Origin of the sequence: Oceanobacillus sp. M65 (assembly GCF_052246275.1) — a bacterium.
Taxonomy (GTDB): domain Bacteria; phylum Bacillota; class Bacilli; order Bacillales; family Amphibacillaceae; genus Oceanobacillus_B; species Oceanobacillus_B jordanicus.
The window spans coordinates 189601-215498 of record NZ_JBQQCJ010000005.1; the positions used below are offsets into that span (position 1 = coordinate 189601).

A 25898-nucleotide genomic window follows, 5' to 3' on the forward strand; every position below is an offset into this window, starting at 1 on the left:
CAATGTGTAAAAAGAGCAGTTACGGGGCAATGTAATAGTGAGAAGGAGGGCTTTTATGCTTGGTTTTTTCACGGAACCTTATGTTCGAATAACTCTTACTATCATTGTTCTCGTTGTCATCTTTATTATTCTTAGTCGTAACAAAAGGCAAAAGGCTACGGATTCGCTTTCTATTTTGCAGGAGCGGTATGAAAAAGGAGAGCTGACCAAAGAGGAATATGAAGAAGCTCTCAAGAGACGTGGGAAATAATGAAGGATGTGCATCGCAACATCCTTCTTTTACCCCCCTAATATCTGTCCCTTATCAAAGAAGGAACAGATATTTAACCTTAGCCAATTATTGCTGGATGTGTGGTATCTTGAATCAGTTGTTGAATCTTTTCAGTATCTCCACGATGAAAAAACTCAACGATGGTACTACCGACAATAACGCCATCACAATAGCTACTTAAAGTCTGAGCCTGTTCTGGAGTGGATACACCAAAACCGGCCAGAACAGGAACGGAACTGTTTGATTTAAGCATTTCCAAGTAAGCTTTTACCTCATCGCCATATGCTTCACGTGCTCCTGTCGTACCTGTGACTGCTACGGCATATAAGAAGCCCTCCGATCTCTTGGCAATTTCTATTAGTCTATCTTTTGTACTTGTTAAAGCTGCCAATCTAATAAAGGCTAGCGATTCGCTTTGCAGTTCATCTGCTATAAACTTCTCCTCCTCGATTGGTATGTCTGGTACGATAACACCATCAACCCCAGCGATGGCACAATCCTGTGCAAAGGAGGCTAATCCGTAACGATAAACAGGATTTACATATGTCATCAAAATGATGGGAACCTTCCGTTCATCTTTAAATGCCTGTAATGCTTTTAAGACGCCAGAAAGAGTCGTGCCATTCTCCAAAGCCCGCTTTCCTGCTGCTTGAATGGTAGGGCCGTCAGCGACAGGGTCAGAAAACGGGATGCCTATTTCAATAGCTGCGACTCCGCAATCTTGTAGAAAGAGAACACGTTCTTTTAACACTTCTAAGCCACCATCACCTGCCATAATATAAGGTACGAAAAGGTTATCCCCTTTAGATTGCTTTTGCTTAAAATAGTTTTCCATGTTGGCTTTTCCCATTTACTTTCCCTCCAGTGTGTTTTTTACTTGCTCCACATCTTTATCACCGCGCCCGGAAAGACATATCACAATTTTTTCCTTTGGATCCATTTTTGTTGCAAGCTCCAGGGCATAGGCAACGGCATGCGCGCTTTCAAGTGCTGGTATAATCCCTTCTGTTCTTGATAAAATCTGAAAAGCTTCTAGTGCCTTTTCATCTGTAATCGAGGTGTAGCTCACGCGCTTTAATGCATGCAAATGACTATGCTCAGGGCCAACACCAGGATAATCTAGACCGGCCGAGATAGAAAAGGCTTCTTCAATTTGTCCGTGGTCGTCTTGAAGTAGGTGTGTCATCGTGCCATGAAGAATGCCAATACTCCCACTTGATAGGGTGGCAGCATGCTGCTTCGTCTCAATGCCAGCTCCGCCAGCCTCTACGCCGTAAAGCTTCACTTCATTATCCTCGACAAATGGGTAAAACATTCCCATCGCATTACTTCCACCACCTACACAGGCAATGACTGCATCAGGAAGGGACCCAGTTTGTTCCACTATTTGCTGTTTGGTTTCTTTTCCAATGACTGATTGCAAATCGCGCACAATTTGTGGGAAAGGGTGTGGACCAACAACGGAACCGAGGATATAGTGTGTATCCTCTACATTATTTACCCAATAGCGTAAGGCTTCATTGACAGCATCCTTTAGGGTACCGCTTCCCTGTGATACACTGCGAACCTCTGCCCCGAGCAGCTCCATCCGAAACACGTTTAGTTTTTGCCTGCGTATATCTTCTTCTCCCATAAACACAATACAATCAAGATCCAATAAGGCACATACAGTAGCGGTGGCCACCCCGTGCTGACCAGCACCTGTTTCTGCGACAACCTTCTGTTTCCCCATCCGTTTTGTCAGCAGGGCCTGGCCAATTGTATTATTAATCTTATGGGCGCCAGTATGATTTAGATCCTCTCGCTTTAAATAAATCTGCGCACCAGACAACTTTTGCGTTAAGTGCTCGGCAAAGTACAGAGGTGTTTCTCTGCCAATATATTGTTTCAAGTAGTAGTCCAAGCTTTCTTGGAATGCAGGATCCTGTTTTGCTTTTTCGTAGACAGTTTCTAATTCAAGTAGCGCAGGCATTAACAATTCGGGTACAAACCTTCCTCCAAAATTACCATATCTTCCATTTTTGTCAGGTGCCGTATAGGTTGTCATTTAATCGCTTCCTTCCGTTTAGCATTCATAATAAATTTCATTATCTTCTCACTATCCTTTTTTCCAAGTGTTTCAACACCACTGGAGACATCGACGCCGAGCGGATTTGCCTCTTGTATCGCCTGTGATACGTTTTCAGATGTCAATCCTCCAGCAAGTAGAAAGTTGTTGGGCTTAAATGCTAGATCTTTAATAAGGCTCCAGTCAAAAGATTTGCCATTGCCTCCACGGTATCTTCCTACAGGACTGTCCAATAAGTAATAATCGCAAGGGTAGTCTTTCATCTCTTCCACGTTGCCATCTCCTACAGAAAAAGCTTTTATGATTGGATAAGATAGTTCTCTAGCAAGAGAAGCTGGTTCATCTCCATGTAGTTGAATGTAATCAAGGTTTACTTCCTCAGCAATCTGCTCCATCTTCTCTTTTGTTTCATTTACAAATACGCCAACTTTCTTAATGGTAGGGGGGAGGTGAGTTCCAATCTCAGCAGCAACCTTTGGATTAACTCTTCGTTTACTGTCTGCGAAAACAAATCCGATAAAGTCTGCTCCCGCCTTTACCGCAGCCTCTGCAGCTTGATCTGTCTGGATTCCACAAATTTTAACGAGCATTTTCTTTACTTCCTTTTATTATTTTCGGGACTCGTAATGCTCGAAAAGTTCCTTTTAGATCTTTTGAGCGCATCAATGTCTCCCCAACCAGAATGGCCCTCGCGCCAGCTGTTGCAGCCAATTGGGCATCTGCGCTTGTTTTTATCCCGCTTTCGCTAACCAAAATGGATGTTGGCCTAGCAAGTCTAGCTAATTTTTCCGTTGTATGGAGATCTACTTCAAAGGTTTTTAAATTTCGATTATTAATTCCGATTAAATCAGGATTAAGTTTGTTGGCTATCTCCATCTCTTTTTCATCATGTACCTCACAGAGCACCTCAAGATCAAGTTTTTTGGCATAATCATAAAGCTCATTTAGCTGTTGTTCATGCAATACCGCTACGATAAGCAGAATGATACTAGCTCCAGCTGCTTTTGCCTGGTCAATTTGTACAGGATGTATGATGAAATCCTTGCACAATACTGGAAGATTCACAGCATTGCTTACCGCCTGAAGGTCCTCCATGGAACCATTGAAGAATGTCTTGTCTGTCAGGACAGAGATAGCTGCTGCACCATAAGCTTCATATTGCTTCGCTTGAGTGACTGGATCTACTGTCAGGGAGATAGCTCCTTTTGATGGAGAAGACCGCTTTATTTCCGCAATAACACCAAGCTGATTAGATGTAATAAGGGCTTCACTTAAGGGTGTTACTTTCTCTCTAGAATGCTCTTGATCAAACGTTTGATTTAGCAATGCAAACACTTCTTTTTCCTTTTGCGCCACTATTTTTCTTAATATTGTCATGAGACCACCTCACCTATCAGTTTCCTACTGTAGTTGACCAAATTTTCTAGCCGCTCCAGAGCGGCTCCTGATTGAATACTTTCTCTTGCAAGCTCCACAGACTCACGAATTGTTCCGGCAACCCCGTTTGCATAAAGGCCTAAACCAGCGTTTAGTAAAACCGTATCTAAATATGGTCCAGGTATTCCCCGTAAAACTTGTTGGGTTATTTCCGCGTTATCTGCAGCACTCCCACCTTGTATTTTTTCATTTGGCACCACAGGCAGGCCTACCTCTTCGGGGTGAAGAGTGAATGATATTACATTCCCTTCTTCAAGCAGGACGAGATGGTTTTCGCCTGCAAGAGAAGCTTCATCCATATAGCCTGCACCATTAACGACAAGTGCTCTGCGGCGTCCAAGTTTCTTCAAAGCTTCTGCCAACATGGGTAGCATATCTCTTCGGTAGACTCCAAGCAGCTGTGTATCAAGCTGAACTGGATTTGTTAGTGGCCCAATCAAATTAAATACAGTAGGGAGACCAAGATCTTTACGAACTTTTGAGAAAGGCTTCAATCCAGCGTGAACATGTGGGGCAAATAGAAAAGCAATATTGTTTTCCGTAAGCATTTCTTCTACATGCTCCTTGGAAAAAGAGAGAGAAACCCCTAAATGTTCCAAGACATCGGCACTACCTGTTTTACTGGATATACTCCGGTTCCCATGCTTGGCGACGGGGATGCCAGCTCCTGCGATAACAAAAGCAGCTGTTGTACTAATGTTAAAGCTATTAGACTGATCCCCACCCGTGCCGCAATTGTCCATTACGTTAACAATACGCGTTCCGTTAAATGTAGAGTGGCTACGAATCACTTCTACCATTCCGGCTATTTCCTCTGGCGTTTCCCCTTTTACTCGTAATGCTGTTAGAAAGGAGCCAATCTCAGCATCTGTCACACCCCCGTTAATGCATGAGGTCATCACCACTTGTATTTCTTCTGTTGTTAAATTTTCTTGGTTAATTAGTTTCTCTAGATATTGTTTCATAGGAAAACTCCTCTCTTATATCCTCTAAAAAATTGCGAATCACATTTCTTCCTTCCGTTGTACCAATCGATTCAGGATGGAATTGCACGCCATATAGAGGGAGGCTTTGATGCTTTATTGCCATGATCTCGCCATCCTCCAATGACTTTGCCGTAATTTCGAATGCATGGGGCAATGTGTTTTTTTCCACCACATAGGAGTGGTAGCGCATTACCTCAAGTGGCTGACTTAAATTACGGAAAAGCCCGGAGTTTTTGTGGGTTATAAGTGATGTCTTGCCGTGCTTCATTTGTTTAGCCTTTCTTAAAGAGCCTCCAAGTGCTTCAGCAATCGCCTGATGTCCTAGGCAAATCCCAAGGATCGGTATCTTTTGGTGAAAATAAGAAACAAGTTCAAGACAAATACCAGATGCAGCGGGAAGGCCAGGACCAGGGGAGAGGATGATGGCTTCTGGAGCTAGACGTTCCACTTCTTGGATGCTAATCGCATCATTTCGGTACACATGCACTTCCTCACCTTCTTCAGAAACGTATTGATAAATGTTATACGTAAAGGAATCATAGTTATCTAGTAACAGGATCAACTTTAGCCACCTCCATAAGTGATTTTGCTTTGTTTAAAGTCTCCGCATATTCGTTTTCCGGAAGGGAATCATGTACAATTCCTGCACCTGTCTGCAAGTAGGCAATCTCATTTTTTATGACAAGGGACCTGATGGCTAATGCAATGTTGATGTCTTGGTTAAAGCCAATATAACCAATACCCCCTGCGTAGACGCCTCGTTTTGCATCTTCCAATTGATTAATAATTTGCATGGCACGAATTTTAGGTGCACCGGAAACTGTGCCTGCTGGTAAGCAAGAGATCAGAGCATCAATGCTAGATAAACCCGCCTTCAATGTTCCTTTAACTTCGGAAACAATGTGCATGACATGCTGGTATCTTTCAATTTTCATAAAGGTAGGAAGAGAAATACTACCAATTTCACAAACACGACCAAGGTCGTTTCGGCCAAGATCGAGGAGCATACGATGTTCGGCAATTTCTTTCTCATCATGCAGGAGATCATTCGCCAATTCCTCATCCTCTTCTTGTGTTGCACCTCTTGGTCTTGTGCCTGCTATCGGATTTGTTAGAATTTCTTTTCCATTAGTCTGTATCAAGCTTTCCGGGGAAGCACCTAGCAAGAGGTAATCCTCAAAATCAATATAAAACATATATGGAGACGGATTAGCCTTTCGTAGCTTGCGATAATAAGAGAAAGGGTCACTTTTCATATGGGCCTTCATTCGTTGGGATAACACGACCTGAAATATGTCCCCCTGCTCAATGTATTGTTTAGCGATTCTCACCCTTTCTTCAAAAATAGCCTGTGAGATTTCTGGCTGAAAGCTGATGGGTTTGTTGTCAATGCCTTGATCTGGAAAGGGTTCACTTAATGTTTTCTTTAAGTTTTCCAGCCGAGAGTGTAACGTTTGCTCTGATTCTTGGTCTGGATTCATAGCAATCAAATAGATTTCTTCATTTCGATGATCAAACGCAATGAATGTCTTAAAGAGCATAAGATGAATGTCCGGCATTTCCAACTGATCTTGCAGGGCTTCTCCTATTGCTTCAAATTGTCGGATAGCATCATACCCGATATAGCCTATCGCTCCACCTTGAAAAGGGACAGGTAGGTCTGCTTCTAGCGGGGGAAGATTCTCCTTCAAGTACGCTAGAGCTTCTTGGGAATATTTCTCGTCCCGGCAACCTTCCTTTTTGACTAGCGTCACATTATCATGGCCGATAATCTCTTTGTAAGGGTTACAGGCAATGTAAGAGTATCTTCCTTTCGTTTCATGTTTGAAGGAGCTTTCTAAAAGTACTTTCTTGGCCCCAGGCAATCGCTGGAAAGTAGAAATAGGTGTTAAAATATCAGCATTTATTTTTAAAAACTTGTAATGAACATACTGTTTCACTGGGCTTTTCAATGTCATTCATCTCCTTTACTTTTAAATACCAAACCATAAAAAAATCCCCTACAAACGCAAATACTGCGTTTATAGAGGACGATTGTGACCGCGGTGCCACCTCTCTTGAAAAGAGAATCTTTCTCTTTTCATCTTGTTCAGATACGGAAGCCCAGAACTTATGGAGATCGATATCCTATCCGTGTAACGGCGGAACTCCGTGTTTTCCTACTTATAAAAACATGTTCAGAAAACCTCTTGTAAGTCCATTCAGCATACCTATTCGTACTGGATCCCACCAATTCCAGCTCTCTGAAACGACTTTAGTATACCTACTTCTCTTACATAAACGATTTTAGATATTTAATTTTTTCCAAACAAAAAGGCCCCACATCCGAAAAGGACGAGGGACCGTGGTACCACCTTTATTAGCTGAAATACAGCTCACTTTAGCAACATCGGGCATTGCATTGCCCAATATTCGTCTCGTGTAACGATGAGACCTGTTCGCCAAAGCCTACTGCATACTGGTTCGGTTTGGAAGCTCAGAAGCCCATTCACCTAAATGTCCACACTGATTCTCACCAACCATCAGCTCTCTGCAAGTGTCTAAACTAGGTTACTATTCTTCTTCAACGCTCATTAGATTAAGTTGATTGAAAATAATGATAAAGGCTTTGCGAATAAAAGTCAAGGATTTTTTCGTGGGTTTTTTCTGTATTAACCTTCTAGTTCTCCCAAGCATTCTTATGGTATGGTAAAAATATATTTCAATGGAAGGATGTTAGATGGATGGGGAAGAAGAAGGTTGGAATTATTTTTGGAGGCAAATCCGCAGAGCACGAAGTATCCTTGCAATCTGCTAAAAATATAGTGGATGCTATAAATAAAGAGTTATTTGATGTCGTCTTAGTTGGTATAGATAAAAAAGGAGAATGGCATATAAACGATGCTTCATCCTATTTATTGAATGAAGAGAACCCTAAATTAATAGAGTTAAATAAATCAAATGATGCAGTTGCGGTAGTGCCAGGAAAAGGAAATGACCAGCTAGTAAAAGCAGGTGATGCTACTCCGATAGAACAGCTTGATGTAATCTTTCCGATTGTACACGGAACATTAGGTGAGGATGGAAGTTTGCAAGGTATGCTGAGAATGGCTAACCTCCCATATGTTGGGCCAAATGTTCTATCTTCGGCAGTATGCATGGATAAGGGGATTGCAAAAATAGTACTTCAAGAAGCAGGAGTGGAAGTAGCCAAAGGGTTCTCCTTTAATCGGGCGAAGAAAGACACCATCTCTTTTGAAAAGATAGAAGAGGCCTTAGGTACACCCGTTTTTATTAAACCTGCAAACCAGGGATCTTCTGTAGGGGTGACCAAGGCTACCACAAAAGAAGAGTTTATAGCTGGAGTAGAGGAAGCCTTTCAATACGATCATAAAATTATCATTGAAGAAATGATTAATGGTCGGGAAATTGAATGTGCAGTATTAGGAAATGCTACCCCTAAAGCATCTGAACTTGGTGAAATACTCCCTCAAAATGATTTCTATTCGTATGAATCCAAATATATTGATGAAAAGGGCGCAGAGCTTTCCATTCCAGCAAGGCTTGAAGAGGAGAAGGCAGCAGAAATAAAAGCTACTGCCATACAGGCATTTCAAGCGTTGCAGTGTGAAGGTCTGGCAAGGGTAGATTTCTTTTTAACACCAGAGGGAAGAATCATTGTAAACGAGGTAAACACTTTGCCAGGATTTACGAAGATTAGCATGTATCCTAAATTGTGGGAAATAAGTGGTCTGGAATACACAGATCTTATTACAACATTAATTGACTTGGCAATGGAGCGTTATGAAGAAGATCAACAGTTGAAAAGTACGGTGTGGTAATAAGAATCAATATGTAACGACCTTAAAATGTTGAATCTCTAAACCTATAGGAATTTTGGTGAGATTTGTTCTTACTAGTAAGATGAACCATTTTCCATTTATGGCTAGTTCCACTATATTTTCTTAGCATTTAAAAGGATGGAGTCTAGTAACCAAAAAACAATAGAATGATAAGAAGAAATTAAAAGCACTTGGGGAAAATCAAGATTACCATATATTAAGAATAATAGCATTGTTACTAGGAAGGCCACTGAAAAATAAATAAGAAGCTGTTTAATAGAAAATAGTTTAGGTCTCTTTCTTAACCATATTTGAACTGGTACAGCAAAGATTAGAAAACAAAAGAAATAAATGATAAAAATAATGATAAATCCGATATAACTAAAGTGGGGATATAAAAGCATAAAGTAAAATAAACTTGCTAAAACGGAGGAGCCCGTTAAGCAAATGAATACTAGTGCAATAATGTTCAACACCACCTCTATGAGCAATTGATTTACCAAATAAATATCGAGTAATAAGTATAAAAATGGCACCAAATAGAGAGGGTTGTACCCTAAATCTATGGTGCCATTTAATGCATCAACATGTTACAAAGTTGATTTCTTATAAGCTCTTTAATGTTAGCCTTCATATCGAGTGAATTTTTCAGTGATTGGCAGTCGTTCTTTTAAGGCTGGTTGTTCATCAAAATAACCTAAATGAACAAAGCCAACGATTTTTTCTTCATCGTCTATATTTAAAATTTCTTTTACTTTCGGGTCATAAATGTGAGGGTTCGTCTTCCAAACGGCCCCAAGCTGTCTTTCCCAAGCAAGTAACCAAAAGTTTTGGATCATAGAAGCTACTGCGCCGTAGTTCTCCTCCCATTGCTTCGGTATTTCTGGTTCATCCATCACTACGACGAGAATAGCATTTGGTTCGTTGAGGTAATCCTCACGATTTTGTTGTCGTTCCTCAGGATAGGTAGAAGCGATCTTTTTGGCAAAAGTCCCTAATTTTTCAGGTCCAACAAAAATAAAACGCCATGGTTGACGCATACCGTGAGTTGGTGCCCAGACTGCATCTTCTAGTAAGCCCAAGATAACTTCTTCTGTTACTGCTTTATTATTATAGCCCTTTTTTACTGACCGACGCTCCCGGATAGCCTTTGCCAGTGCAGTTTTTTTGCCTGTCGTATTCATCTTATGCCTCCTGGTCATGCGTATGCATAATTGATAATAGTTTTCACTTAAATTGTATCGGAATAAATAGGTAAAAGCAACTGCCCTTCTTTTTTGCACATTAGGAAAGTATAAAATTTTAGCTAGGAAGCAATTACGATGCAGTTAAAATTTTAATGTTCCAAGTATAAGAAAAACGTATACATTCGCTAAAAGACGAGCGAATGCGAATTTTTCTAAGCTACAGACAGAAAAAAGGCTTGATAAATACGTGGGCCCCCGTAATAATAAGAAGAGGGAAAGGGCTTTCTAGTTCATTAAATGTGATTTATTTCACATAAGCTAGCGGAAGGGGTGGAAAAATGAAAGCATTTCTAAATAAAAAAGGGGTTTCTCTATCCGTAAAGGAGTACCTCATTACGGCGTTAAGCTACATGGCATTGGGATTATTTTCATCTTTAATTATTGGACTTATTATGAAGACACTTGGCGAGGAACTCATTAGCGGCTTTTCACCAACACTAGGAGCATCCATGGCGGAAATGGGTAGCTTTGCGATGGATACGAAAATTATGGGCGGTGCGATAGGCGTCGCAATTGCTTATGGTCTCAAGGCTCCACCGCTTGTCTTGTTTTCGGTTTTATTTGCTGGTGCTTATGGAGCGGAGCTTGGTGGGCCAGCAGGAAGTTATGTTGCTGCACTACTGGCAACAGAAATTGGGAAAATAGTTTATAAGGAAACACGGGTCGATATTATTGTGACACCGTTTGTTACCATTGGTGCAGGCTTTTTAGTCGGCTCCTTTATTGGACCACCAATTAATACATTTATGCTTGGCTTTGGTGAAGTAATTAATTGGTCGACTACGCAGCAGCCTTTCATCATGGGAATATTGGTAGCGGTGCTAATGGGTTTTGCTTTAACAGCACCAATCTCGTCTGCAGCTATTGCCATTATGTTATCCCTAGATGGATTAGCGGCAGGGGCAGCTACAATTGGCTGTGCTGCACATATGATTGGATTTGCAACCGCAAGTTATAGAGAAAATGGTTTTGGTGGTTTTATCGCCCAAGGAATCGGTACTTCTATGCTCCAGGTCGGGAATATTCTTAGAAAGCCGATCATTTTGGTTCCGCCGACCATTGCGGCGATCGTTTTAGCACCGTTAGCCACAGTATGGCTACAACTGACAAACAATGCTTCTGGTGCAGGAATGGGGACAAGTGGTTTGGTTGGACAAATCATGACATTTGAATCAATGGGCTATTCAACAGGGGTTTTCTGGAGTGTCTTGCTGTTACACTTTATTGCGCCTGCACTTATCAGTCTGCTCATTTCGGAGTTATTGCGAAAGAAAGGGTTGATCAAGCAGGGAGATATGAAAATTACTTATGAGTAGGCGAGTGTCAAAGAAAAACGAACTAGCTACATAAAAGAGGTGCCTATACGTCTCTAAAGACGGGAGGCACCTCTTTGTTTAAACTATTCTCTTCTTAAGTACACCTGCTAGTAATGCTGCTACAACAGCACCTATTATAATAGCAAGTGCATAGAGCAAGCCTTTTGCTAATCCACCTTCAACAAGGCCGATTACGAAAATTCCGCCGTGTGGGGCACGAAGTCCAATATCGAATAGCATCGTTAAACCACCAGTTACAGCACCACCTGCCATAACAGATGGGATAACACGAGCCGGATCAGCTGCTGCAAATGGAATAACACCTTCTGTAATAAAGCAGGCGCCTAACACGTAAGCTGTTTTCCCGGCTTCACGTTCTGTTTTGGTAAACTTGTTCTTAAACAAGGTTGTGGCGATGGCCATTCCTAATGGAGGGACCATTCCAGCTGCCATTACGGTTGCGATAAACGTATAGTTACCAGCATCAAGCATGGCAATACCAAATGTATAAGCAGCTTTGTTAATTGGTCCACCAAGGTCAAAGCCCATCATCGCACCTAAAATAATACCGACAAGCACTTGATTTGTTCCACCCATTCCCTCTAGGAAGGAAGATATACCAGTGTACACCTGAGTAAGTGGAGGGTTAATCAGCATCATAATGATTCCGGTTATGGCGATACTAAATAACGGGAAGAATAAAACGGGCTTTAAGCCTTCTAAAGCATTAGGCAATCTAGAGAATGCCTTTTTAACAAATAGTGTTACATAACCAGCAAGGAAACCTGCGATTAAACCACCAAGGAAGCCAGATCCACCATCCGCGCCATCAGCTCCTGACACTGTGATTGCAATCAGACCACCGACCATACCAGGTGCAAATCCTGGACGCTCGGCAATACTTGAGGCGATAAATCCGGCAAGAACTGGTACCATTAAGAAGAATGCTTTTCCTCCACCAATGGTATTTAACATTGCTGCGAATGCATTATAGCTATCACTGTCTGGGTCGGTTGCTTCAATTCCCCAGAAGAAGGACAGGGCAATTAAGATACCACCACCAACTACGAATGGTAGCATATTGGATACACCATTCATTAAATGCTTGTAAAAACCGCTTTTACCACCTTTTTCTGCTGATTCATCTTTTCCGCCCTCATGTTTGTACACAGGAGCATCTTGTTCAGCAGCTCGTGTTAGCAAGCTGTTAGATTCATGAAGTGCTTTTCCAACAGGTGTTTGAATCACATGCTTCCCATCAAAACGAGCCATTTCTACTTTTGTATCAGCAGCGACAATGATTGCGTCAGCTTCTGCTATTTCTTCCTCTGTTAGACGGTTTTTAACACCACTTGAACCATTTGTTTCTACTTTGATGTTAATTCCCATTTCTTTTGCTGTCTCGTTAAGCTTTTCAGCGGCCATATACGTATGCGCAATTCCGGTAGGGCATGCCGTTACAGCAAGGATCTTTTTAGAATCTGCTGGTGCCTCCGTTACAGGCTCTTCAGGTTCGTCTAGCTCTGCTTCTTTCTGGTTAACCGCTTCTAGAATATGATCGACAGATGTCGCTTCATAAATTTTAGTTCGAAACTTTTCATCCATTAAAAAGGTAGACAAGCGGGAAAGTGCCTCGAGATGTGCATTATTTGCCCCATCTGTTGCTGCGATCATAAAGAAAAGGTGAGCAGGCTGTCCATCCAAAGAATCGTAATCAATTCCATCTGCAGAACGTCCGAAAGCAATTGCTGGCTCCTTAACTGCTGCTGATTTAGCGTGAGGGATGGCAATACCTTCCCCGATTCCTGTTGTGCTCTGTTCTTCTCTACCTAGTATTCCTTCTGTGAATTTCTGTTTGTCCTGTAACTTCCCAGCTCGATCTAGCTGGTCAATAAGTTCGGTTAGGACATTTTCCTTTGTATTTGCCTGCAAATTAAGAATGATGGTTTCTTGTTTCAGCAATTCTGTTATTTTCATGTCAGTCACATCCATTCTAATGTTTCTATTTTGACTTCATCCACTAACCGGATAACATCTTTCTTCTCGCATAAGTCCGTTGTAAAGGCCGTAGCGCTTCCTGTTGCTACACCGTATTGAAAAGCAGCGCTTGTATCATGGTTCATTACATAGGAGGCCAGGAAACCGGAAACGAGTGAATCGCCTGCACCAACTGTATTTACTGCTTGCCCCTTTGGAGCAGTTGCGGCCAGTACCTGCTTCTCACTAACTAATATGGCACCCTCACTCCCCAGGGAAACAATGACATGCTGGATACCAGTTTCAACGAGCTTTTTAGCATAGATAATGGCATCCTGCTTAGATCGTATGGTTACATTGAAAAGCTCGCCTAATTCATGTTCATTTGGTTTAATGAGAAAAGGTTTCTCTTGAATAAGCGCTTTTAATGCCGGGCCAGAGGTATCGAGAACAAAGGGTACATTATTTTCTCGACATGTTGCCAAAATTCTGCGGTAGTCTTCCATCTTAATGGAACTGGGTAAGCTCCCAGCAAGTACAAACCAGTCATTTGTTGAGAGTGTTTGAATCTTGGCTGTCAATTGCGCGAATTGGCCTTCCGTAATATTCGGGCCGGGGCCATTTAATTCTGATTCTGTATCAGCTTTAATTTTCACATTTATTCTTGTAATATCTTCTGTCTGTATAAAATCTGTTTGGACACCTTCCTGTTTAAGAAAGTCCATTACATAATCTCCTGTGAAACCACCAGCAAAGCCGGTCGCCGTTGTATCAATTCCTAGGCGTTGAAGGACCCTGGAAACATTAATTCCTTTTCCGCCAGGGTAGTAATAGACCTCATTCGTTCTATTCAGTTCCCCGCTTTGAAATGATGGAAGGTAAGTAGTGTAGTCAATGGATGGTGTCATGGTGCATGTGTAAATCATATGTGTATCACCTCTACTGTTTTCATTGCGTTAAGTTCGCTTTTTATCTGTTCAGGTAAATTCCCTGTGATTAAAATAGCCTCATCCAAATCAAATATTTTTGCAAAGTTAGCCTTACCTAGCTTGGAATGATCTGCGAGCGCGTAAGCTTTTTTTGAAAATTTTGCTGCATGTTGTTTTACGCTAGCTTCTTCAGGATCTGGCGTTGTGTAACCGAATTTCAAATCAAAGCCGTTTACACCAAGAAAGCATTTATCAAAACGATAGTTTTTAATCGACTCTATTGCTTGTGAGCCAACAAGTGCACTAGTTTTTGCTTTTATTTTTCCACCTGTTAAATAGGCAGGTATGTCATGCTCCATTAAACGCTCTACTAAATTAATACCATTTGTAACAACGACTATATCTTTATGTTGTAAAAAAGGAATCATCTGAAAAGTTGTAGTACCGGCATCAAGAAAAATGCAATCTCCATCTTCTACTAAAGAAGCGGCATGCTGTGCGATTCTTTTTTTATCTTGAAGGTTTTTGGTTGATTTCTCCAAAATACTCATTTCTCGAATTTTTTGCTCCGTCCATGTAGCGCCACCATGGATTCTTGTTAACATTTTTTTATTCTCTAAATCTGTTAAGTCACGTCGGATTGTCGATTCCGATGCGTTGGTTGCTTCAATCATTTCTTGAATAGTAACAGTCTGTTTTTCCTTGAGAAGATCAATGATTATGGATTGTCTTTCCGTTGTTAGCATAGTGGATCACTCCAGTACGATTGATTCATCCAAATTATAAAGTAAACGATTGCAAAAATCAACCAGAATCAATCAAAAACAATCAAAAATAATCAAATGAGCAAGGAGATTGTTTAAAATAGCAGAAAATAGGTAATTAATCTATTGCAAAAGCCTTTTATAAATGCTATAGTCATAAAAATTTATATAAAAAGGAAGGGGGGTAGCTTGTAGCTAGCGGTTACTTTATTTCGGGACAACGTTATACACTTTACCAACATGTAAAAAAGGAGTGAAAGATATGAGGAAAGTCACCTTAGAAGAGATATTCAGCCATCCTATTACGCAAAAATATCTAAAGCGTTCAGGCATCGCTCATGCAATTTCCGTAACGGAATATGCGTTTATGTTTGCCAAAAAATACAATGTCAATACAGATCACGCTACAAAGGCAGCATTATTACATGATGTGGGGCATTACACATGGTACAGGGACGGAGAATGGGATTACGACCTTTACAAGGAAAATGATATTCATGCGATAAAAGGTGCGAGTCGCGCACATAAGTTGTTGGTCAGGATTGGTGAAGATCGGTTGGCGGCGAAGGAAATAGCTGTGGCAATACTTCTCCATACAGATTCTTATCTACCAGAAGGCGATCTGCAGCTAAAGCCACTACAGCAGGTGGTGAACATGGCGGATGAAGCCGATGAAGAGGTAGGGGGAAATCATCATTACAAGAAAATGGAAGACCACGTTGCATTGGAGCGGATTCGTAAACTAGACAGGCAAATTGACCAAGTGGAAAGAGAAAGGGTGGAGGGCATTAGTTAAGGGGCCCAATACAAACAAATCCCCTAGCCTTTCCCTACATAAATCCATTTATATTACTACGTTAAAAATAAAGATACATTCTGTTTTTTTATGGCCCCTCGTTTTAAAGGAAAACAAGTTTTCAAGTCGCAAAAAAACCTGTTCAGGTAGAACAGGCTTCATGATTATTCTTCATAATATTCTTCTAAGGTAATACCCTGTGCCATGATTTCTTTTGCTGCTTTTTCTCCAACGTAGCGGATATGCCATGGCTCAAACTGGTATTGTGTAATCTCTTCTTTCCCCTCAGGAAAACGGATAATAAAGCCGAATTCTGCTGCATTCTTTTTTAACCATTTCCCTTCATCTGTTTCACCGAAGTCTATGATTAATTGAAAATTGACATCAGGACTTGTTACGTCCATCGCGAGGCCTGATTGATGTTCACTTTCACCTGGCCTTGCACTAAAGTTATTTGCTGCCTCTTCTCCATGCTCCGCAACGTTGCTGGTAAAAATAGCGTCTTGCCTGTCATAGGAGCGAAATCCGGATTGTGCATATAAATCAAGGCCAGCTTCGTCGGCTGCTGCAAACAACTCCTCTAATTTCTCAGCAGCTATTTGGCGCATTTGTTTTTTGGGAAGCTCTTCTGTGAACGGAAATCGAACGTTTGGTGTCACTAAGTCTTCTGGTAAATAGTCAGCAGGTAACGCAAACTCTTTATTTACTAATGCAAGCTGATCATATGGATTGCTTAAAACGGGCGTGCCGTTTGTCGTAGTCGTTGTTTCAGCTTTTTCGGGTAACGCCTTTCCAGGTTGGAAGTTTGCCTCTGAACCATCTAATAAGACACTCAGTACTTTTTGGGTAGCTTTATTATAAACTCCAGATGCCTGCAATTCTTCAAATTGAAGTTGTAAATCTGTGACGGCCCACGTAGTTGCTTCTTCGTAAACACCCTCCTCGGATAGGTTATAGCCGATTTTTCTTAGAGCATTTTGTAAGGATGTAACTTTTTCTCCTTGATCTTTCTTTTGTAGCATTTCTTTTGGTGCGGTAATCTCTTCTTTAACCTCCTGGTTATCGGCAGGGCTTTCCTGATGATTTGAAGAGGTTTCATCCTGTTGCTCCTCTGGCTCCTCCGAATTAGAGGAACAGCCGGAAATAACCGCAAGTATTGCTAGAGTTATGCTTAGTCTCTTTAACATGATGAACTCTCCCTAATTGGTTTTTCCTATTAAATACATATATTAACTCAGTCTAGTGCTTATGTGACAAAAACTATCTATTATTCTCTCATATTTTAGGATAAGAGAGCAATAGAGATTTTTCCCAATGGGGTGAAAAGAGAATGGTAACATGAGAAAGTTCTGGGCATAAGCTATCGTAAAAACAGGAACAACTGGGGGTTAGCCTATGAACATTTCCCAAAAAAGGCAAACTGCTATAATAGCGACCCTCTTCTTTAGCGCCTTGATTGTTGTCTCAAGTGTTTATACGATGACACCATTGACACAAGCATTAATGGAGAGCTTTCAAATTAGTAGTACCCAAGCAGCAGGAGCAGCAAGTATTTTTTCTCTTTTTTATGCTGTTGGTTTTTTAGTGTTCGGTCCAATTGGAAGCCGCTATGGCTATAGACGCACGATGATGACAGGTTTGCTAATCCTTGGGGTGATCTCAGGAGCAAGCGGGTTAGCTACGGATTACGAAGCATTGCTTTTATTTAGAGCGTTTCAAGGTTTTTTTGCCGCTTCGTTTGCTCCAAATGCATTGACTTACGTTTTTCAAATCTTCGCCGAACGACAGCGCATTACCGCTATTAGCTTTATTAGTTTTGGCTATGTGACAGCAGGGATATTCGGTCAAGCCTTTGCAACGTTGGTAGAACAATATTACGGGTGGCAAGCAATCTTTTTCTCGTTTGGCATTTTATATTTAGTTATCTGTATTACCATGCTACTAGTTTTTCCTAAAGAGCAGGGGACAGACACTACCTTTCGCTTTAAGCAGTATCCTCGTTCGGTAGGACGCCTCATTAAAAGAAAAATTCTCCTATACTGCTATGCTGTGACAAGCGTACTGCTCCTATCATTTATCGGAATGTATACGATTCTTGGAGGTCACTTGCAAAACGCGCCATATTATATGTCAGATCAACAGCTTTTATATTTACGGTCAGCAGGGTTTATTGGAATGCTTCTTTCATTTGGTTCGGGTTATTTTGTAAGGAAATTTGGCGCTGCGGGAACGCTAAGAGGTAGTCTTTCCATGAGTATAGTTGGATTGGTGGGAATTGGTCTCCTTTCTGGGCCAACTATGATCACTATCATGAGTATTCTTTTTGTTGCCGGTATATCACTAACGTTTCCAGTTATTATGCTCCTAATCGGAAAATGGGGAGGTATGGAGAGAGCGGCTGCTTCATCCCTGTATGCCTTTATTCTTTTTATTGGGGCGACACTTGGCCCGATGCTAGCTATGTTCTTTTTTCAGGAGTATGGCTTTATGGTTAGCTGCTTCATGCTGGCAGGTATTCTGTGTACTGGCTCAATTTTTTCATTATTGATTCGAGAAAAAGAAGAGGCCAGGACATGATGTACGTTTGTCCCAGCCTCCATGCAAAGTATTATTGATCTTCGTGTTTTGCTTCGTATAATTTACAAATTTCCACGATGACAGTTGAAGCCTTTTCCATATTCTCTACAGAAATATATTCAAACTTGCCGTGGAAATTTTCCCCACCAGTGAAGATGTTTGGAGTTGGTAATCCCATGTATGAAAGCTGGGAACCGTCAGTACCACCACGGACAGGCTGTATAATCGGGGTTATTCCCAAGTTAGTCATAGCGTCCTGCGCTATGTTTACAATCTCCATCACGGGTTCAATTTTTTCGCGCATGTTGTAATATTGGTCTTTCAACTCTAGTTTGACACTTGCTTCACCGTATTTCTCTTTAATCTCTTCCGTGAACTTAACAAATGTCTCCTTTTTAGCTTCAAAGCTATCGCGATCAAAGTCACGAATAATGTAACTAACTTCCGTTTTTTCAACGTCACCGGAAACGGAAATTAAATGATAGAAACCTTCATATTTCTCCGTATACTCTGGCGCTTCTTGCTCAGGGAACTTGTTAATAAAAGAAGCCGCCATCTTCCCTGCATTAACCATTTTATCTTTCGCGGTACCTGGGTGCACGCTATTTCCGTAAAACGTGAGGTGTGCACCGGCCGCGTTAAAGCTCTCGTACTGTAATTCCCCAAGCGGACCACCATCAATGGTATACGCATAATCTGCATCGAATCGCTCTACATCAAATTTATGAGGTCCTCTGCCAATTTCTTCGTCAGGTGTAAAGGCCACTCGAATCTTTCCGTGTTTTATTTCTGGGTTTTCAATTAAATGGTGCATAGCCGTCATAATTTCAGCAATCCCTGCTTTATTATCAGCTCCAAGTAATGTCGTTCCATCTGTTGTAATTAATGTATGTCCCTTATAGGCAGGAAGCTCTGGGAATTCCTCCGGCGTAAGTACAACATTCAACGCCTCATTTAATATCAAACTTTTTCCGTCGAAATTTTCGACAAGCTGAGGGGTAACATTTTTTCCTGTGAAGTCTGTTGCAGTATCCAAATGTGCTAGGAATCCAATTGTTGGAATATCTTTATCCGTGTTAGCGGGCAACGTTGCCATTACATAGGCACTATCATCAACCGTTACATCCATCATGCCAATTTCTCTTAATTCTTTTACTAGGAGGTTGGCTAATTCGAATTGTCCTTGAGTAGAAGGGGTTGCTTCATTTTGTTCATTAGACTGTGTATCCATTTTGGCATAGGTAATAAAGCGATCTATCAATGCTTTCTTCAATGTATTCATCCCCTGTTTTAAAATTTAGATATATTGCTAGTATACCGTATCATGGGTTATCTGAACATTGAAAGAACTGCGGGGAAAACTTTCTTATTTTAGGAAACTGTTTATCTAGAGTTGGTTTCAATACATAGTTGCGTTAAAATTATTCTTAATCAGTTAAATGATTATATAAATAATGACCCAATGGAGGGGTAAGGATGACCTATATTATTAGTGTATCTAGATTGAAGAATCGGTTGGAAAACAATAGAGACAATACAGTTATTGTGGACGTGCGCTTTCAATTGACAGATTCAGAAGCTGGTAGAAAGCAATATATAAAGGATCATCTTCCTGGGGCTGTTTATCTTGACCTGGAAAAAGATCTTTCCAGCAAGGCAGAGAAGCATGGTGGAAAGCATCCGCTTCCTGATATGACTACTTTTGCGAGGAAAGTAGGGAATATTGGAATTGATCATGATACAACGGTTGTAATCTATGATCAGGCAAATGAAATGTTCGCAGCTAGGTTATGGTGGCTCTTGCACTGCCTAGGACACGAGAAGGCTTATGTGCTGGATGGTGGCTATGAAGAATGGCTTAGACAAGAAAATCCAGTAACAGACCAGATGCCTGTATTAGAACCTAAAAGATTTAGACCAATCTTACGAGATGAGCAGACTGCTAACATAGATGAAGTGAAAGAAAAACTAGAAAATGATACTGCGATTGTGATAGATTCCAGAGAAAGGGAGAGATACCTGGGGAATATTGAGCCCCTTTATCATAAAGCTGGACACATACCTGGCGCCAAAAATTATTTTTGGAAGGACGTACTAAATAAAAAGGGAAGTTGGAAAAAGGATGAGGTATTAACAGAACACTTTTCAGCCATTCCCAAAGATACGGAAGTTATTGTTTCGTGTGGTTCAGGCATTTCGGCTTGTCCAAATATACTTGCATTAAAAATGGCAGGCTACGATAATGTAAAACTCTATCCAGGCAGCTTTAGTGACTGGATTTCTTATGAAGAAAATAAAATTGAGACAAAGGAAGAGTAAAGATGGATAGAGAACGTTGCGGATGGGTCACAGAAGACCCGCTTTATGTTGCGTATCATGATGAAGAATGGGGAGTCCCAGTAGAAGATGATAGAAAACTGTTTGAAATGCTCTGCCTGGAAGGTGCGCAGGCTGGTTTAAGCTGGATTACCATCTTAAGAAGAAGAGAGAATTACAGAAAAGCATTTGATAATTTTCAACCAGAAGTAGTAAGCAAATATGACGAGAAGAAGATCGAACAATTGCTTGCTGATGAGGGGATAATTCGTAACAAGTTGAAAGTTCGTTCTGTTATAACGAATGCACAAGCCTTTTTACGGGTCAAAGAGGAATTTGGTAACTTCCAGTCTTATATCTGGCAGTTTGTCGGTGGAAAGCCAATTGTGAATCACTGGAAGTCGATAGAAGAGGTTCCTGCTGTAACGGCGGAATCAGAGCGTATGAGCAAGGATTTAAAACGTCGCGGATTCAAGTTTGTTGGTCCAACAATTTGCTATGCTTTTATGCAGGCGACAGGGATGGTCTGGGATCATACAGAATCATGCTTTTTAGTTCGGAATTAAAACGGGACGAAATTTGAAAACACTACGTGTGCTGCAAACAAGCATACGTAGTGTTTTCTTTTATAGATCTATATTGGCTCCCAAATTCCATTGTCTTTATCCCGGTGTAACCGTCCGTAAGACTCCCACTTCAAAACATGAGGTGAAGCCGTGTGTTTTTAAAGGGGCAAACGGACGCTAACACCCTGATTCATTCAACTAACAATCAGTGGGGGAAGAACGAAAAACCCACTGATTGAAGTTTCACTTTATAGCTTAAAGATTTTTAATTCCTTATTTAGTAGTTCGGCTAATTTGGCCAATTCATCTGCACTGTACGAAACTTCCTCCATGGAACTGGAAGTTTGTTGTGCGGAAGCTGCAGCTTGTTCTACACCAGCAGCTGATTCCTCAGAGACGGAAGCAATTTCTTCAATAAGATTGTTCATCTCTTTACTGTTTTGGGAAATTTCCCGTAGGTTAGAAGAGATAAATGTAATTTTTTTAGTCATTTCGGAAACGGATTGATTAATCGAGTTGAAATTTCTACCTGTTTCTTCAATTTGTTTCGTACCTTCTTGAACTTCCTTATATCCTGAGTTAAGGGAGCCTACGACTTCTGTTGTCTCAGATTGGATGCTTTGTACAATGGTTGTTATTTCTCCAACAGAGGAAGCTACTTGTTCAGAAAGCTTTCTGACTTCATCTGCAACTACCGCAAAACCTCTTCCATGCTCCCCAGCTCTTGCCGCTTCAATTGCTGCATTTAATGAAAGAAGGTTTGTCTGATCAGCTATGTCTTTAATTACGAGTACAAGCTTAGAAATCTCATTGGATTGTTTATCAAGACCTTGCACTTTATCAACTGAAGTAGACACGATGGTATCAATCTGCTTCATTTGTGCGACTGACTTATTCATTAGGGCCGTTCCTTCATTTGTTAATTCCAGTACAGTACTGGAATTTTGTGCAGCCTCTTGTCCGTTTTGCTCTGAGAGTTCTACTTTTTGTACAAAATCATTCATGCTTTCAGATAGGTCAGAAGCACTATTTGCCTGGGTTTCTGCCCCAGTAGATAACTCTTCCATCGTTGTCGCAATCTGTGTATTTCCTTCGCTAACTTCCTTAGAGGATATTGTCAGCACTTCACTTCTTGAGGAAACGGAATTGGAAGCATCCGCTACTTTTAGTAATATACTGTGAATGTTTCCCTTCATTTTGTTAACCGCTGTGGCTAACTGGCCAATTTCGTCAGTACCATTGTAATCCATATCAGGGGTCTGGAGATTTCCATTTGCTACTTCGGAGGTTACGCCAACAATCTTTTTTAGGTTTTTGGTAATGATCCTGCTGATAATTATCATTAATGGAATGCCAATTATTGCTGCAAGAATAGTGGCAATGGCTAGGGTAATGGTGCTCCCTTTAATACTCGATTCCGCATTTTGTACTGATTTATTTTGATCTTCATTAATGAGTGTCACTAATACATTTACATGATCAATGGTTTCTGTTCTTAATCGGGAGGTAAAATCACGCAACGAATTTGCTATGAGCGATTGATCATTTTCTACGGCTGGAACAATCTGTTCGGTAAATGCATCATCATTGGATTCATTCTTTTTGATAATTTCATCGAAATTACTGCGTTGTTCGTCGGTCACCATGGTAGTCCTTAGTTTATCAGCTAATGCTAAAAACTCTTCCTGATATTGAATAAATTGATCTTTATATTTATCGCTTTCAGTTAGCAAATAATCGGCTATTTGGACATCCTTAGCTTGGATAAGGTAAGCCATATCCGCCATATCATTTACTCGTGAACTGCTTTCTTTAATTTCGGTAATATCTTCCTGCCCTTTAGTCAATAGAAAAAATACCACACAAGCTGACGCTACAAATAAAAGCAATGTTAAAAAGAAAACAGTTATATATTTACGACCGATACTAACATTACGCCAAGCAAACCTTCTAAGAAGCTTGGAACGATTAATTTTCCTTTCTTTATTCTCTTTTATTTTCTTCGGTTTCGTTGCTTTTCTAAACTTCACGATTTTGCCCCCAATTTTTAGAAAAAAACATTTATTTTTAATATCGGCTAATTTTTCTAAGTCTTTAGTACTATTATAAATTTTTCGAAAAATAATTTTCAGATAGTTGCATTTGGCGATGTTTATCCTGTAAAATAGCAAATTGTGTGTTTAAGACATAACTAATAAGTAAGGTGATATAGATGATCTACTCAGCTTTTTTAGAAAAGGAAAAAGGCAAAGAAGAACTAAAGGAAGAATTGGATTCCTTGGAAATACAGTTACACCGGATGCAGAGTAATATGAAGGAGATTGCCAAAAAGTCAGAGATTATTAGCATAGACCAGGCAAATGAAGAACAGTGGGTTATTATTTATGCGGACAAAGGAAGAAAGCATTGCCAGGTCATGTTGCACGAGTGTACAAAACCTTATCGTGGAGATTGGGATTCTGCCATTCAGGCAGAATATCGTAGTGATTCGACCCTTCATATTGCTGATATTAAGGGAGTTAAAAATAAAGGTTTTGGTTCGGTCCTTATGAAGCATTTAAAAGAAATAGCGAGAGAAGAAAACATGCAATACATTACAGGTGATATTGTGGAGAGAGATTTTGATCATGTTAATAGACTAAAACACTTTTATAGCAAACATCACTTCGATGTAAAAATAAATCATCAAGATTTTTCCGGAGAAATTATTTGGAATGAGAGGTAGTAACCAAACAATTGCCATAGCATAACTTGACGCTATAGGGTTTTATCGAGTAAGATTTAGTCAGAATGAAAAAAGGAGGTGGGTTAGATGAATCGTACTGGAAGCATTTCTAAATTCAGAGAGTATCTTTGGATTTGTTATGCGCTTTTTTCCATCATTTTTATCCAAGGGACACGTATGCCCTTTTCGGAAGTAAAATAATGGAAAAAACCAGTAAGAGACATCTACCTGCTACGGATATAGTGGACGACAGGGAGCGGTTGCTCTTTGTCGTCCTTTTTTAATTGGCACACTATCCATTTGAAGGTTGTCTCTTCTATAAGGAGGCAAAACAAATGATTTTATGTAGTTTACGAAATGTTACCCAAATAATTGGTGCAAATACCATCTTTCAAGATATTAATATGGAAATAAAACAAGACGAGCGAATTGGACTTATCGGAAGAAATGGCGAAGGAAAAACGAGTTTATTAAACCTAATTTCCAAGGAATCTGACCCAGCAAGCGGTGTTATTTCTTGGAAAAAGGGACTGCGGACAGGGATTTTAAAGCAAATCGCAGTCGCAGAAGAAGAGAAGCAAGTGCAGGCGTTGTTGTATGACGTGTTTGCAGACTTAAACAAGATAAGAGAGAAAATGACGGAATTAGAGCAACGCATGGCAGAGGAAAAGGATCCTGCCAAACTAGAACGTCATATGGAGAACTATGGCACGTTATTAGATAAATTCCAGCAAGATGGCGGATACGAAATGGACGCACAGGTTCGCCAAGTTCTAAATGGATTGCAAATGACTGAACTGGAAAATAAGAAATGGTATCAGCTAAGTGGTGGAGAAAAGACCAAAGTTGGCTTGGCGCAATTATTATTAAAAGCCCCTGATCTTCTTTTACTTGATGAACCAACAAATCATCTAGATTTCCTGGCAATAGAATGGCTGACTTCTTTTATTAAGCATTATGAAGGTACTGTGATAATTGTCTCTCATGATCGTTATTTTCTTGATCAAACCGTCACTTCAATTTTGGAAATGGATCAAGGAGAGCTGATTAAATATCATACGAATTATACGGATTACGTAAAAGAAAGAGAAGCAAGACTGCTGCGTGAATTTCAACAATACGAAGACCAGCAAAAAAAGATTAGAAAAATGAAGGAAACGATTAAACGGCTTAAAGAGTGGGCGAATCAGGCAAACCCGCCTAATGATGGGCTACACAGACGAGCCAAAAGTATGCAAAAAGCTCTGGACAGACTGACGGTGGTAAAACGCCCCGTATTGGACCAGAAGAAGATTAATCTTGATTTCGAAATGGAGAGGCGCAGTGGGAAAGAAGTACTAAAGCTTGATGGCGTATCAAAGCGTTTCGGAAACCAATGTTTATATGAAGAGCTTTCCATGTTAGTCCGTTTCCAGGAGAGGATCGCCCTAATTGGAGAGAATGGAACGGGGAAGAGTACATTGTTACACCTCATGCTAGGAACGGAGAATGCTGATCAAGGGGTGGTCAAACAGGGAAGTAACCTTTCTATTGGCTACCTTTCCCAGCACATGCTTGAGATGGATGCAAATCTAACTGTTTTAGATGAGTTTCGAGAGCATGTTGCAGTTACGGAAGGAGAAGCAAGAGGAATCTTGGCGAGTTTCCTTTTTTATGGTCCGAATGTTTTTAAAAAGGTAAGGCAGCTTAGCGGTGGCGAAAAAATGAGGCTTCGTTTGGCAGAGCTTGTTTATCAAAAACATAACCTGCTTCTATTAGATGAACCCACCAACCATTTAGATATTGAATCAAAAGAAGTATTAGAAGAAGCATTAGAGCAATTTGAGGGCACGATTATAACCGTCTCTCATGACCGCTATTTTCTGGATCGCTTATTTTCGGTAACTTATTTGCTTGCAGACCAAAAACTTACGCGATTTGAAGGCAACTATACGTTTGCCAGAGGGAAATGGCTAGAAAAAAACGAATTATAATGTAAATAAGAGGGCTTGTCAGTATAGTTACTGCCGGGTCTTCTTCTTTTTGAAAGATCCGTTTGCAATATTTATGTGTCTAATGTAATATATAACTAACATATGTAATTTATATCATACAAAGAGGGG

The 25898-nt window shown here is 40.5% G+C and carries 25 protein-coding genes and 2 other annotated features; of the genes, 10 read left to right on the forward strand and 15 right to left on the reverse strand.

Annotated features, from left to right (window positions below; all coding sequences use genetic code 11):
• Positions 1-55 precede the first annotated feature (55 nt).
• Positions 56-250: an SHOCT domain-containing protein gene (locus ACTWPF_RS17780; protein ID WP_058949296.1), complete on the forward strand. Its 195-nt coding sequence runs from the start codon at positions 56-58 to the stop codon at positions 248-250.
• Between the two features lie 79 nt (positions 251-329).
• Here ACTWPF_RS17780 and trpA read toward each other — a convergent pair whose 3' ends face one another.
• The 7 genes from trpA to trpE are packed head-to-tail and all read right to left on the reverse strand — an operon-like array spanning position 330 to position 6720.
• Positions 330-1121 carry a tryptophan synthase subunit alpha gene (gene trpA, locus ACTWPF_RS17785; RefSeq protein WP_161464205.1) on the reverse strand — a complete coding sequence of 264 codons (792 nt, stop codon included), beginning with the start codon at positions 1119-1121 and terminating at the stop codon, positions 330-332.
• Entirely contained in the window at positions 1122-2318 is a 1197-nt protein-coding gene (gene trpB / locus ACTWPF_RS17790) for a tryptophan synthase subunit beta (protein ID WP_161464204.1), read from the reverse strand.
• Positions 2315-2929 carry a phosphoribosylanthranilate isomerase gene (locus ACTWPF_RS17795; protein WP_106895617.1) on the reverse strand — a complete coding sequence of 205 codons (615 nt, stop codon included), beginning with the start codon at positions 2927-2929 and terminating at the stop codon, positions 2315-2317. The genes trpB and ACTWPF_RS17795 overlap by 4 nt, the downstream gene beginning before the upstream one ends.
• Positions 2919-3716, reverse strand: coding sequence for an indole-3-glycerol phosphate synthase TrpC (gene trpC / locus ACTWPF_RS17800; protein WP_443149992.1), 798 nt, complete (start codon positions 3714-3716; stop codon positions 2919-2921). Before trpC ends, ACTWPF_RS17795 begins: the two co-directional genes overlap by 11 nt.
• Positions 3713-4741: an anthranilate phosphoribosyltransferase gene (gene trpD, locus ACTWPF_RS17805; protein ID WP_443149993.1), complete on the reverse strand. Its 1029-nt coding sequence runs from the start codon at positions 4739-4741 to the stop codon at positions 3713-3715. Before trpD ends, trpC begins: the two co-directional genes overlap by 4 nt.
• Positions 4713-5324, reverse strand: coding sequence for an anthranilate synthase component II (locus ACTWPF_RS17810; RefSeq protein WP_106895620.1), 612 nt, complete (start codon positions 5322-5324; stop codon positions 4713-4715). Before ACTWPF_RS17810 ends, trpD begins: the two co-directional genes overlap by 29 nt.
• Positions 5305-6720, reverse strand: a complete 1416-nt coding sequence (trpE, locus tag ACTWPF_RS17815) for an anthranilate synthase component I (RefSeq protein WP_443149994.1) — start codon at positions 6718-6720, stop codon at positions 5305-5307. Before trpE ends, ACTWPF_RS17810 begins: the two co-directional genes overlap by 20 nt.
• A gap of 65 nt (positions 6721-6785) precedes the next feature.
• Positions 6786-7052: a binding site (T-box leader), on the reverse strand.
• A 37-nt stretch (positions 7053-7089) separates the two neighbouring features.
• Positions 7090-7338 (reverse strand) — a binding site (T-box leader).
• A 147-nt stretch (positions 7339-7485) separates the two neighbouring features.
• Here trpE and ddlA point away from each other — a divergent pair.
• Positions 7486-8583, forward strand: a complete 1098-nt coding sequence (gene ddlA, locus ACTWPF_RS17820) for a D-alanine--D-alanine ligase (protein ID WP_443149995.1) — start codon at positions 7486-7488, stop codon at positions 8581-8583.
• Positions 8584-8696: 113 nt separating this feature from the next.
• On the opposite strand, the gene ACTWPF_RS17825 is transcribed toward ddlA, so the two are convergent.
• Together ACTWPF_RS17825 and ACTWPF_RS17830 are read right to left on the reverse strand one after the other, a co-directional pair.
• Entirely contained in the window at positions 8697-8987 is a 291-nt protein-coding gene (locus ACTWPF_RS17825) for a UPF0715 family protein (protein WP_443150057.1), read from the reverse strand.
• A gap of 219 nt (positions 8988-9206) precedes the next feature.
• Entirely contained in the window at positions 9207-9767 is a 561-nt protein-coding gene (locus tag ACTWPF_RS17830) for a nitroreductase family protein (RefSeq protein ID WP_161464510.1), read from the reverse strand.
• 341 nt (positions 9768-10108) lie between these two features.
• Here ACTWPF_RS17830 and ACTWPF_RS17835 point away from each other — a divergent pair, with 341 nt between their 5' ends.
• A complete protein-coding gene (locus ACTWPF_RS17835) occupies positions 10109-11146 on the forward strand; it encodes a PTS transporter subunit IIC (RefSeq protein WP_443149996.1) in 1038 nt (345 codons plus the stop codon).
• A gap of 78 nt (positions 11147-11224) precedes the next feature.
• Here the strand turns inward: ACTWPF_RS17835 and ACTWPF_RS17840 are convergent, their stop codons facing one another.
• From ACTWPF_RS17840 to ACTWPF_RS17850, 3 genes are read right to left on the reverse strand one after another with little or no spacing between them, the layout of a single operon-like run.
• Positions 11225-13123, reverse strand: a complete 1899-nt coding sequence (locus ACTWPF_RS17840; protein ID WP_443149997.1) for a PTS fructose transporter subunit IIABC — start codon at positions 13121-13123, stop codon at positions 11225-11227.
• Positions 13124-13128: 5 nt separating this feature from the next.
• A complete protein-coding gene (gene pfkB, locus ACTWPF_RS17845; RefSeq protein ID WP_443149998.1) occupies positions 13129-14049 on the reverse strand; it encodes a 1-phosphofructokinase in 921 nt (306 codons plus the stop codon).
• Positions 14046-14798 (reverse strand): DeoR/GlpR family DNA-binding transcription regulator, encoded by a 753-nt coding sequence (locus ACTWPF_RS17850; protein WP_443149999.1) that lies wholly within the window; start codon positions 14796-14798, stop codon positions 14046-14048. The genes pfkB and ACTWPF_RS17850 overlap by 4 nt, the downstream gene beginning before the upstream one ends.
• Before the next feature lie 280 nt (positions 14799-15078).
• Here ACTWPF_RS17850 and ACTWPF_RS17855 point away from each other — a divergent pair, with 280 nt between their 5' ends.
• Positions 15079-15612, forward strand: coding sequence for an HD domain-containing protein (locus ACTWPF_RS17855; protein WP_443150000.1), 534 nt, complete (start codon positions 15079-15081; stop codon positions 15610-15612).
• Positions 15613-15776: 164 nt separating this feature from the next.
• Here the strand turns inward: ACTWPF_RS17855 and ACTWPF_RS17860 are convergent, their stop codons facing one another.
• Complete coding sequence (locus tag ACTWPF_RS17860) at positions 15777-16799, reverse strand: D-alanyl-D-alanine carboxypeptidase family protein (RefSeq protein ID WP_443150001.1); 1023 nt, start codon at positions 16797-16799, stop codon at positions 15777-15779.
• 208 nt (positions 16800-17007) lie between these two features.
• Between ACTWPF_RS17860 and ACTWPF_RS17865 the strand changes: the two genes are divergently transcribed.
• Positions 17008-18189 carry an MFS transporter gene (locus tag ACTWPF_RS17865; RefSeq protein ID WP_443150002.1) on the forward strand — a complete coding sequence of 394 codons (1182 nt, stop codon included), beginning with the start codon at positions 17008-17010 and terminating at the stop codon, positions 18187-18189.
• A 31-nt stretch (positions 18190-18220) separates the two neighbouring features.
• On the opposite strand, the gene pepT is transcribed toward ACTWPF_RS17865, so the two are convergent.
• Entirely contained in the window at positions 18221-19462 is a 1242-nt protein-coding gene (gene pepT, locus ACTWPF_RS17870; protein ID WP_443150003.1) for a peptidase T, read from the reverse strand.
• A gap of 203 nt (positions 19463-19665) precedes the next feature.
• Here pepT and ACTWPF_RS17875 point away from each other — a divergent pair, with 203 nt between their 5' ends.
• Positions 19666-20508 (forward strand): sulfurtransferase, encoded by an 843-nt coding sequence (locus tag ACTWPF_RS17875; RefSeq protein ID WP_161464007.1) that lies wholly within the window; start codon positions 19666-19668, stop codon positions 20506-20508.
• 2 nt (positions 20509-20510) lie between these two features.
• Positions 20511-21071, forward strand: a complete 561-nt coding sequence (locus ACTWPF_RS17880; protein ID WP_161464008.1) for a DNA-3-methyladenine glycosylase I — start codon at positions 20511-20513, stop codon at positions 21069-21071.
• A 248-nt stretch (positions 21072-21319) separates the two neighbouring features.
• Here the strand turns inward: ACTWPF_RS17880 and ACTWPF_RS17885 are convergent, their stop codons facing one another.
• A complete protein-coding gene (locus ACTWPF_RS17885; protein ID WP_443150004.1) occupies positions 21320-23101 on the reverse strand; it encodes a methyl-accepting chemotaxis protein in 1782 nt (593 codons plus the stop codon).
• Between the two features lie 182 nt (positions 23102-23283).
• On the opposite strand from ACTWPF_RS17885, the gene ACTWPF_RS17890 reads away from it, so the two are divergent.
• The 3 genes from ACTWPF_RS17890 to abc-f all read left to right on the forward strand — a co-directional run bounded on the left by ACTWPF_RS17890 (position 23284) and on the right by abc-f (position 25769).
• Entirely contained in the window at positions 23284-23796 is a 513-nt protein-coding gene (locus tag ACTWPF_RS17890; protein ID WP_051557920.1) for a GNAT family N-acetyltransferase, read from the forward strand.
• Positions 23797-23883: 87 nt separating this feature from the next.
• Positions 23884-23997: an RAxF-45 family protein gene (locus ACTWPF_RS17895; RefSeq protein ID WP_286163045.1), complete on the forward strand. Its 114-nt coding sequence runs from the start codon at positions 23884-23886 to the stop codon at positions 23995-23997.
• A gap of 134 nt (positions 23998-24131) precedes the next feature.
• Entirely contained in the window at positions 24132-25769 is a 1638-nt protein-coding gene (gene abc-f / locus ACTWPF_RS17900; RefSeq protein WP_443150005.1) for a ribosomal protection-like ABC-F family protein, read from the forward strand.
• Positions 25770-25898 lie beyond the last annotated feature (129 nt).

What these genes read in the sequence shown, in the direction of transcription:
- ACTWPF_RS17795 (WP_106895617.1), bottom strand. Translation starts at nt 2,929, where the DNA reads ATGCTCGTTAAAATTTGTGGAATCCAGACAGATCAAGCTGCAGAGGCT.
- ACTWPF_RS17780 (WP_058949296.1), top strand. Translation starts at nt 56, where the DNA reads ATGCTTGGTTTTTTCACGGAACCTTATGTTCGAATAACTCTTACTATC.
- trpC (WP_443149992.1), bottom strand. Translation starts at nt 3,716, where the DNA reads ATGACAATATTAAGAAAAATAGTGGCGCAAAAGGAAAAAGAAGTGTTT.
- ACTWPF_RS17825 (WP_443150057.1), bottom strand. Translation starts at nt 8,987, where the DNA reads ATGCTTTTATATCCCCACTTTAGTTATATCGGATTTATCATTATTTTT.
- ACTWPF_RS17840 (WP_443149997.1), bottom strand. Translation starts at nt 13,123, where the DNA reads ATGAAAATAACAGAATTGCTGAAACAAGAAACCATCATTCTTAATTTG.
- trpE (WP_443149994.1), bottom strand. Translation starts at nt 6,720, where the DNA reads ATGACATTGAAAAGCCCAGTGAAACAGTATGTTCATTACAAGTTTTTA.
- ACTWPF_RS17880 (WP_161464008.1), top strand. Translation starts at nt 20,511, where the DNA reads ATGGATAGAGAACGTTGCGGATGGGTCACAGAAGACCCGCTTTATGTT.
- ACTWPF_RS17830 (WP_161464510.1), bottom strand. Translation starts at nt 9,767, where the DNA reads ATGAATACGACAGGCAAAAAAACTGCACTGGCAAAGGCTATCCGGGAG.
- trpB (WP_161464204.1), bottom strand. Translation starts at nt 2,318, where the DNA reads ATGACAACCTATACGGCACCTGACAAAAATGGAAGATATGGTAATTTT.
- ACTWPF_RS17835 (WP_443149996.1), top strand. Translation starts at nt 10,109, where the DNA reads ATGAAAGCATTTCTAAATAAAAAAGGGGTTTCTCTATCCGTAAAGGAG.
- ACTWPF_RS17890 (WP_051557920.1), top strand. Translation starts at nt 23,284, where the DNA reads ATGATCTACTCAGCTTTTTTAGAAAAGGAAAAAGGCAAAGAAGAACTA.
- trpA (WP_161464205.1), bottom strand. Translation starts at nt 1,121, where the DNA reads ATGGGAAAAGCCAACATGGAAAACTATTTTAAGCAAAAGCAATCTAAA.
- ddlA (WP_443149995.1), top strand. Translation starts at nt 7,486, where the DNA reads ATGGGGAAGAAGAAGGTTGGAATTATTTTTGGAGGCAAATCCGCAGAG.
- ACTWPF_RS17875 (WP_161464007.1), top strand. Translation starts at nt 19,666, where the DNA reads ATGACCTATATTATTAGTGTATCTAGATTGAAGAATCGGTTGGAAAAC.
- pfkB (WP_443149998.1), bottom strand. Translation starts at nt 14,049, where the DNA reads ATGATTTACACATGCACCATGACACCATCCATTGACTACACTACTTAC.
- ACTWPF_RS17865 (WP_443150002.1), top strand. Translation starts at nt 17,008, where the DNA reads ATGAACATTTCCCAAAAAAGGCAAACTGCTATAATAGCGACCCTCTTC.
- ACTWPF_RS17855 (WP_443150000.1), top strand. Translation starts at nt 15,079, where the DNA reads ATGAGGAAAGTCACCTTAGAAGAGATATTCAGCCATCCTATTACGCAA.
- trpD (WP_443149993.1), bottom strand. Translation starts at nt 4,741, where the DNA reads ATGAAACAATATCTAGAGAAACTAATTAACCAAGAAAATTTAACAACA.
- abc-f (WP_443150005.1), top strand. Translation starts at nt 24,132, where the DNA reads ATGATTTTATGTAGTTTACGAAATGTTACCCAAATAATTGGTGCAAAT.
- ACTWPF_RS17860 (WP_443150001.1), bottom strand. Translation starts at nt 16,799, where the DNA reads ATGTTAAAGAGACTAAGCATAACTCTAGCAATACTTGCGGTTATTTCC.
- ACTWPF_RS17895 (WP_286163045.1), top strand. Translation starts at nt 23,884, where the DNA reads ATGAATCGTACTGGAAGCATTTCTAAATTCAGAGAGTATCTTTGGATT.
- ACTWPF_RS17850 (WP_443149999.1), bottom strand. Translation starts at nt 14,798, where the DNA reads ATGCTAACAACGGAAAGACAATCCATAATCATTGATCTTCTCAAGGAA.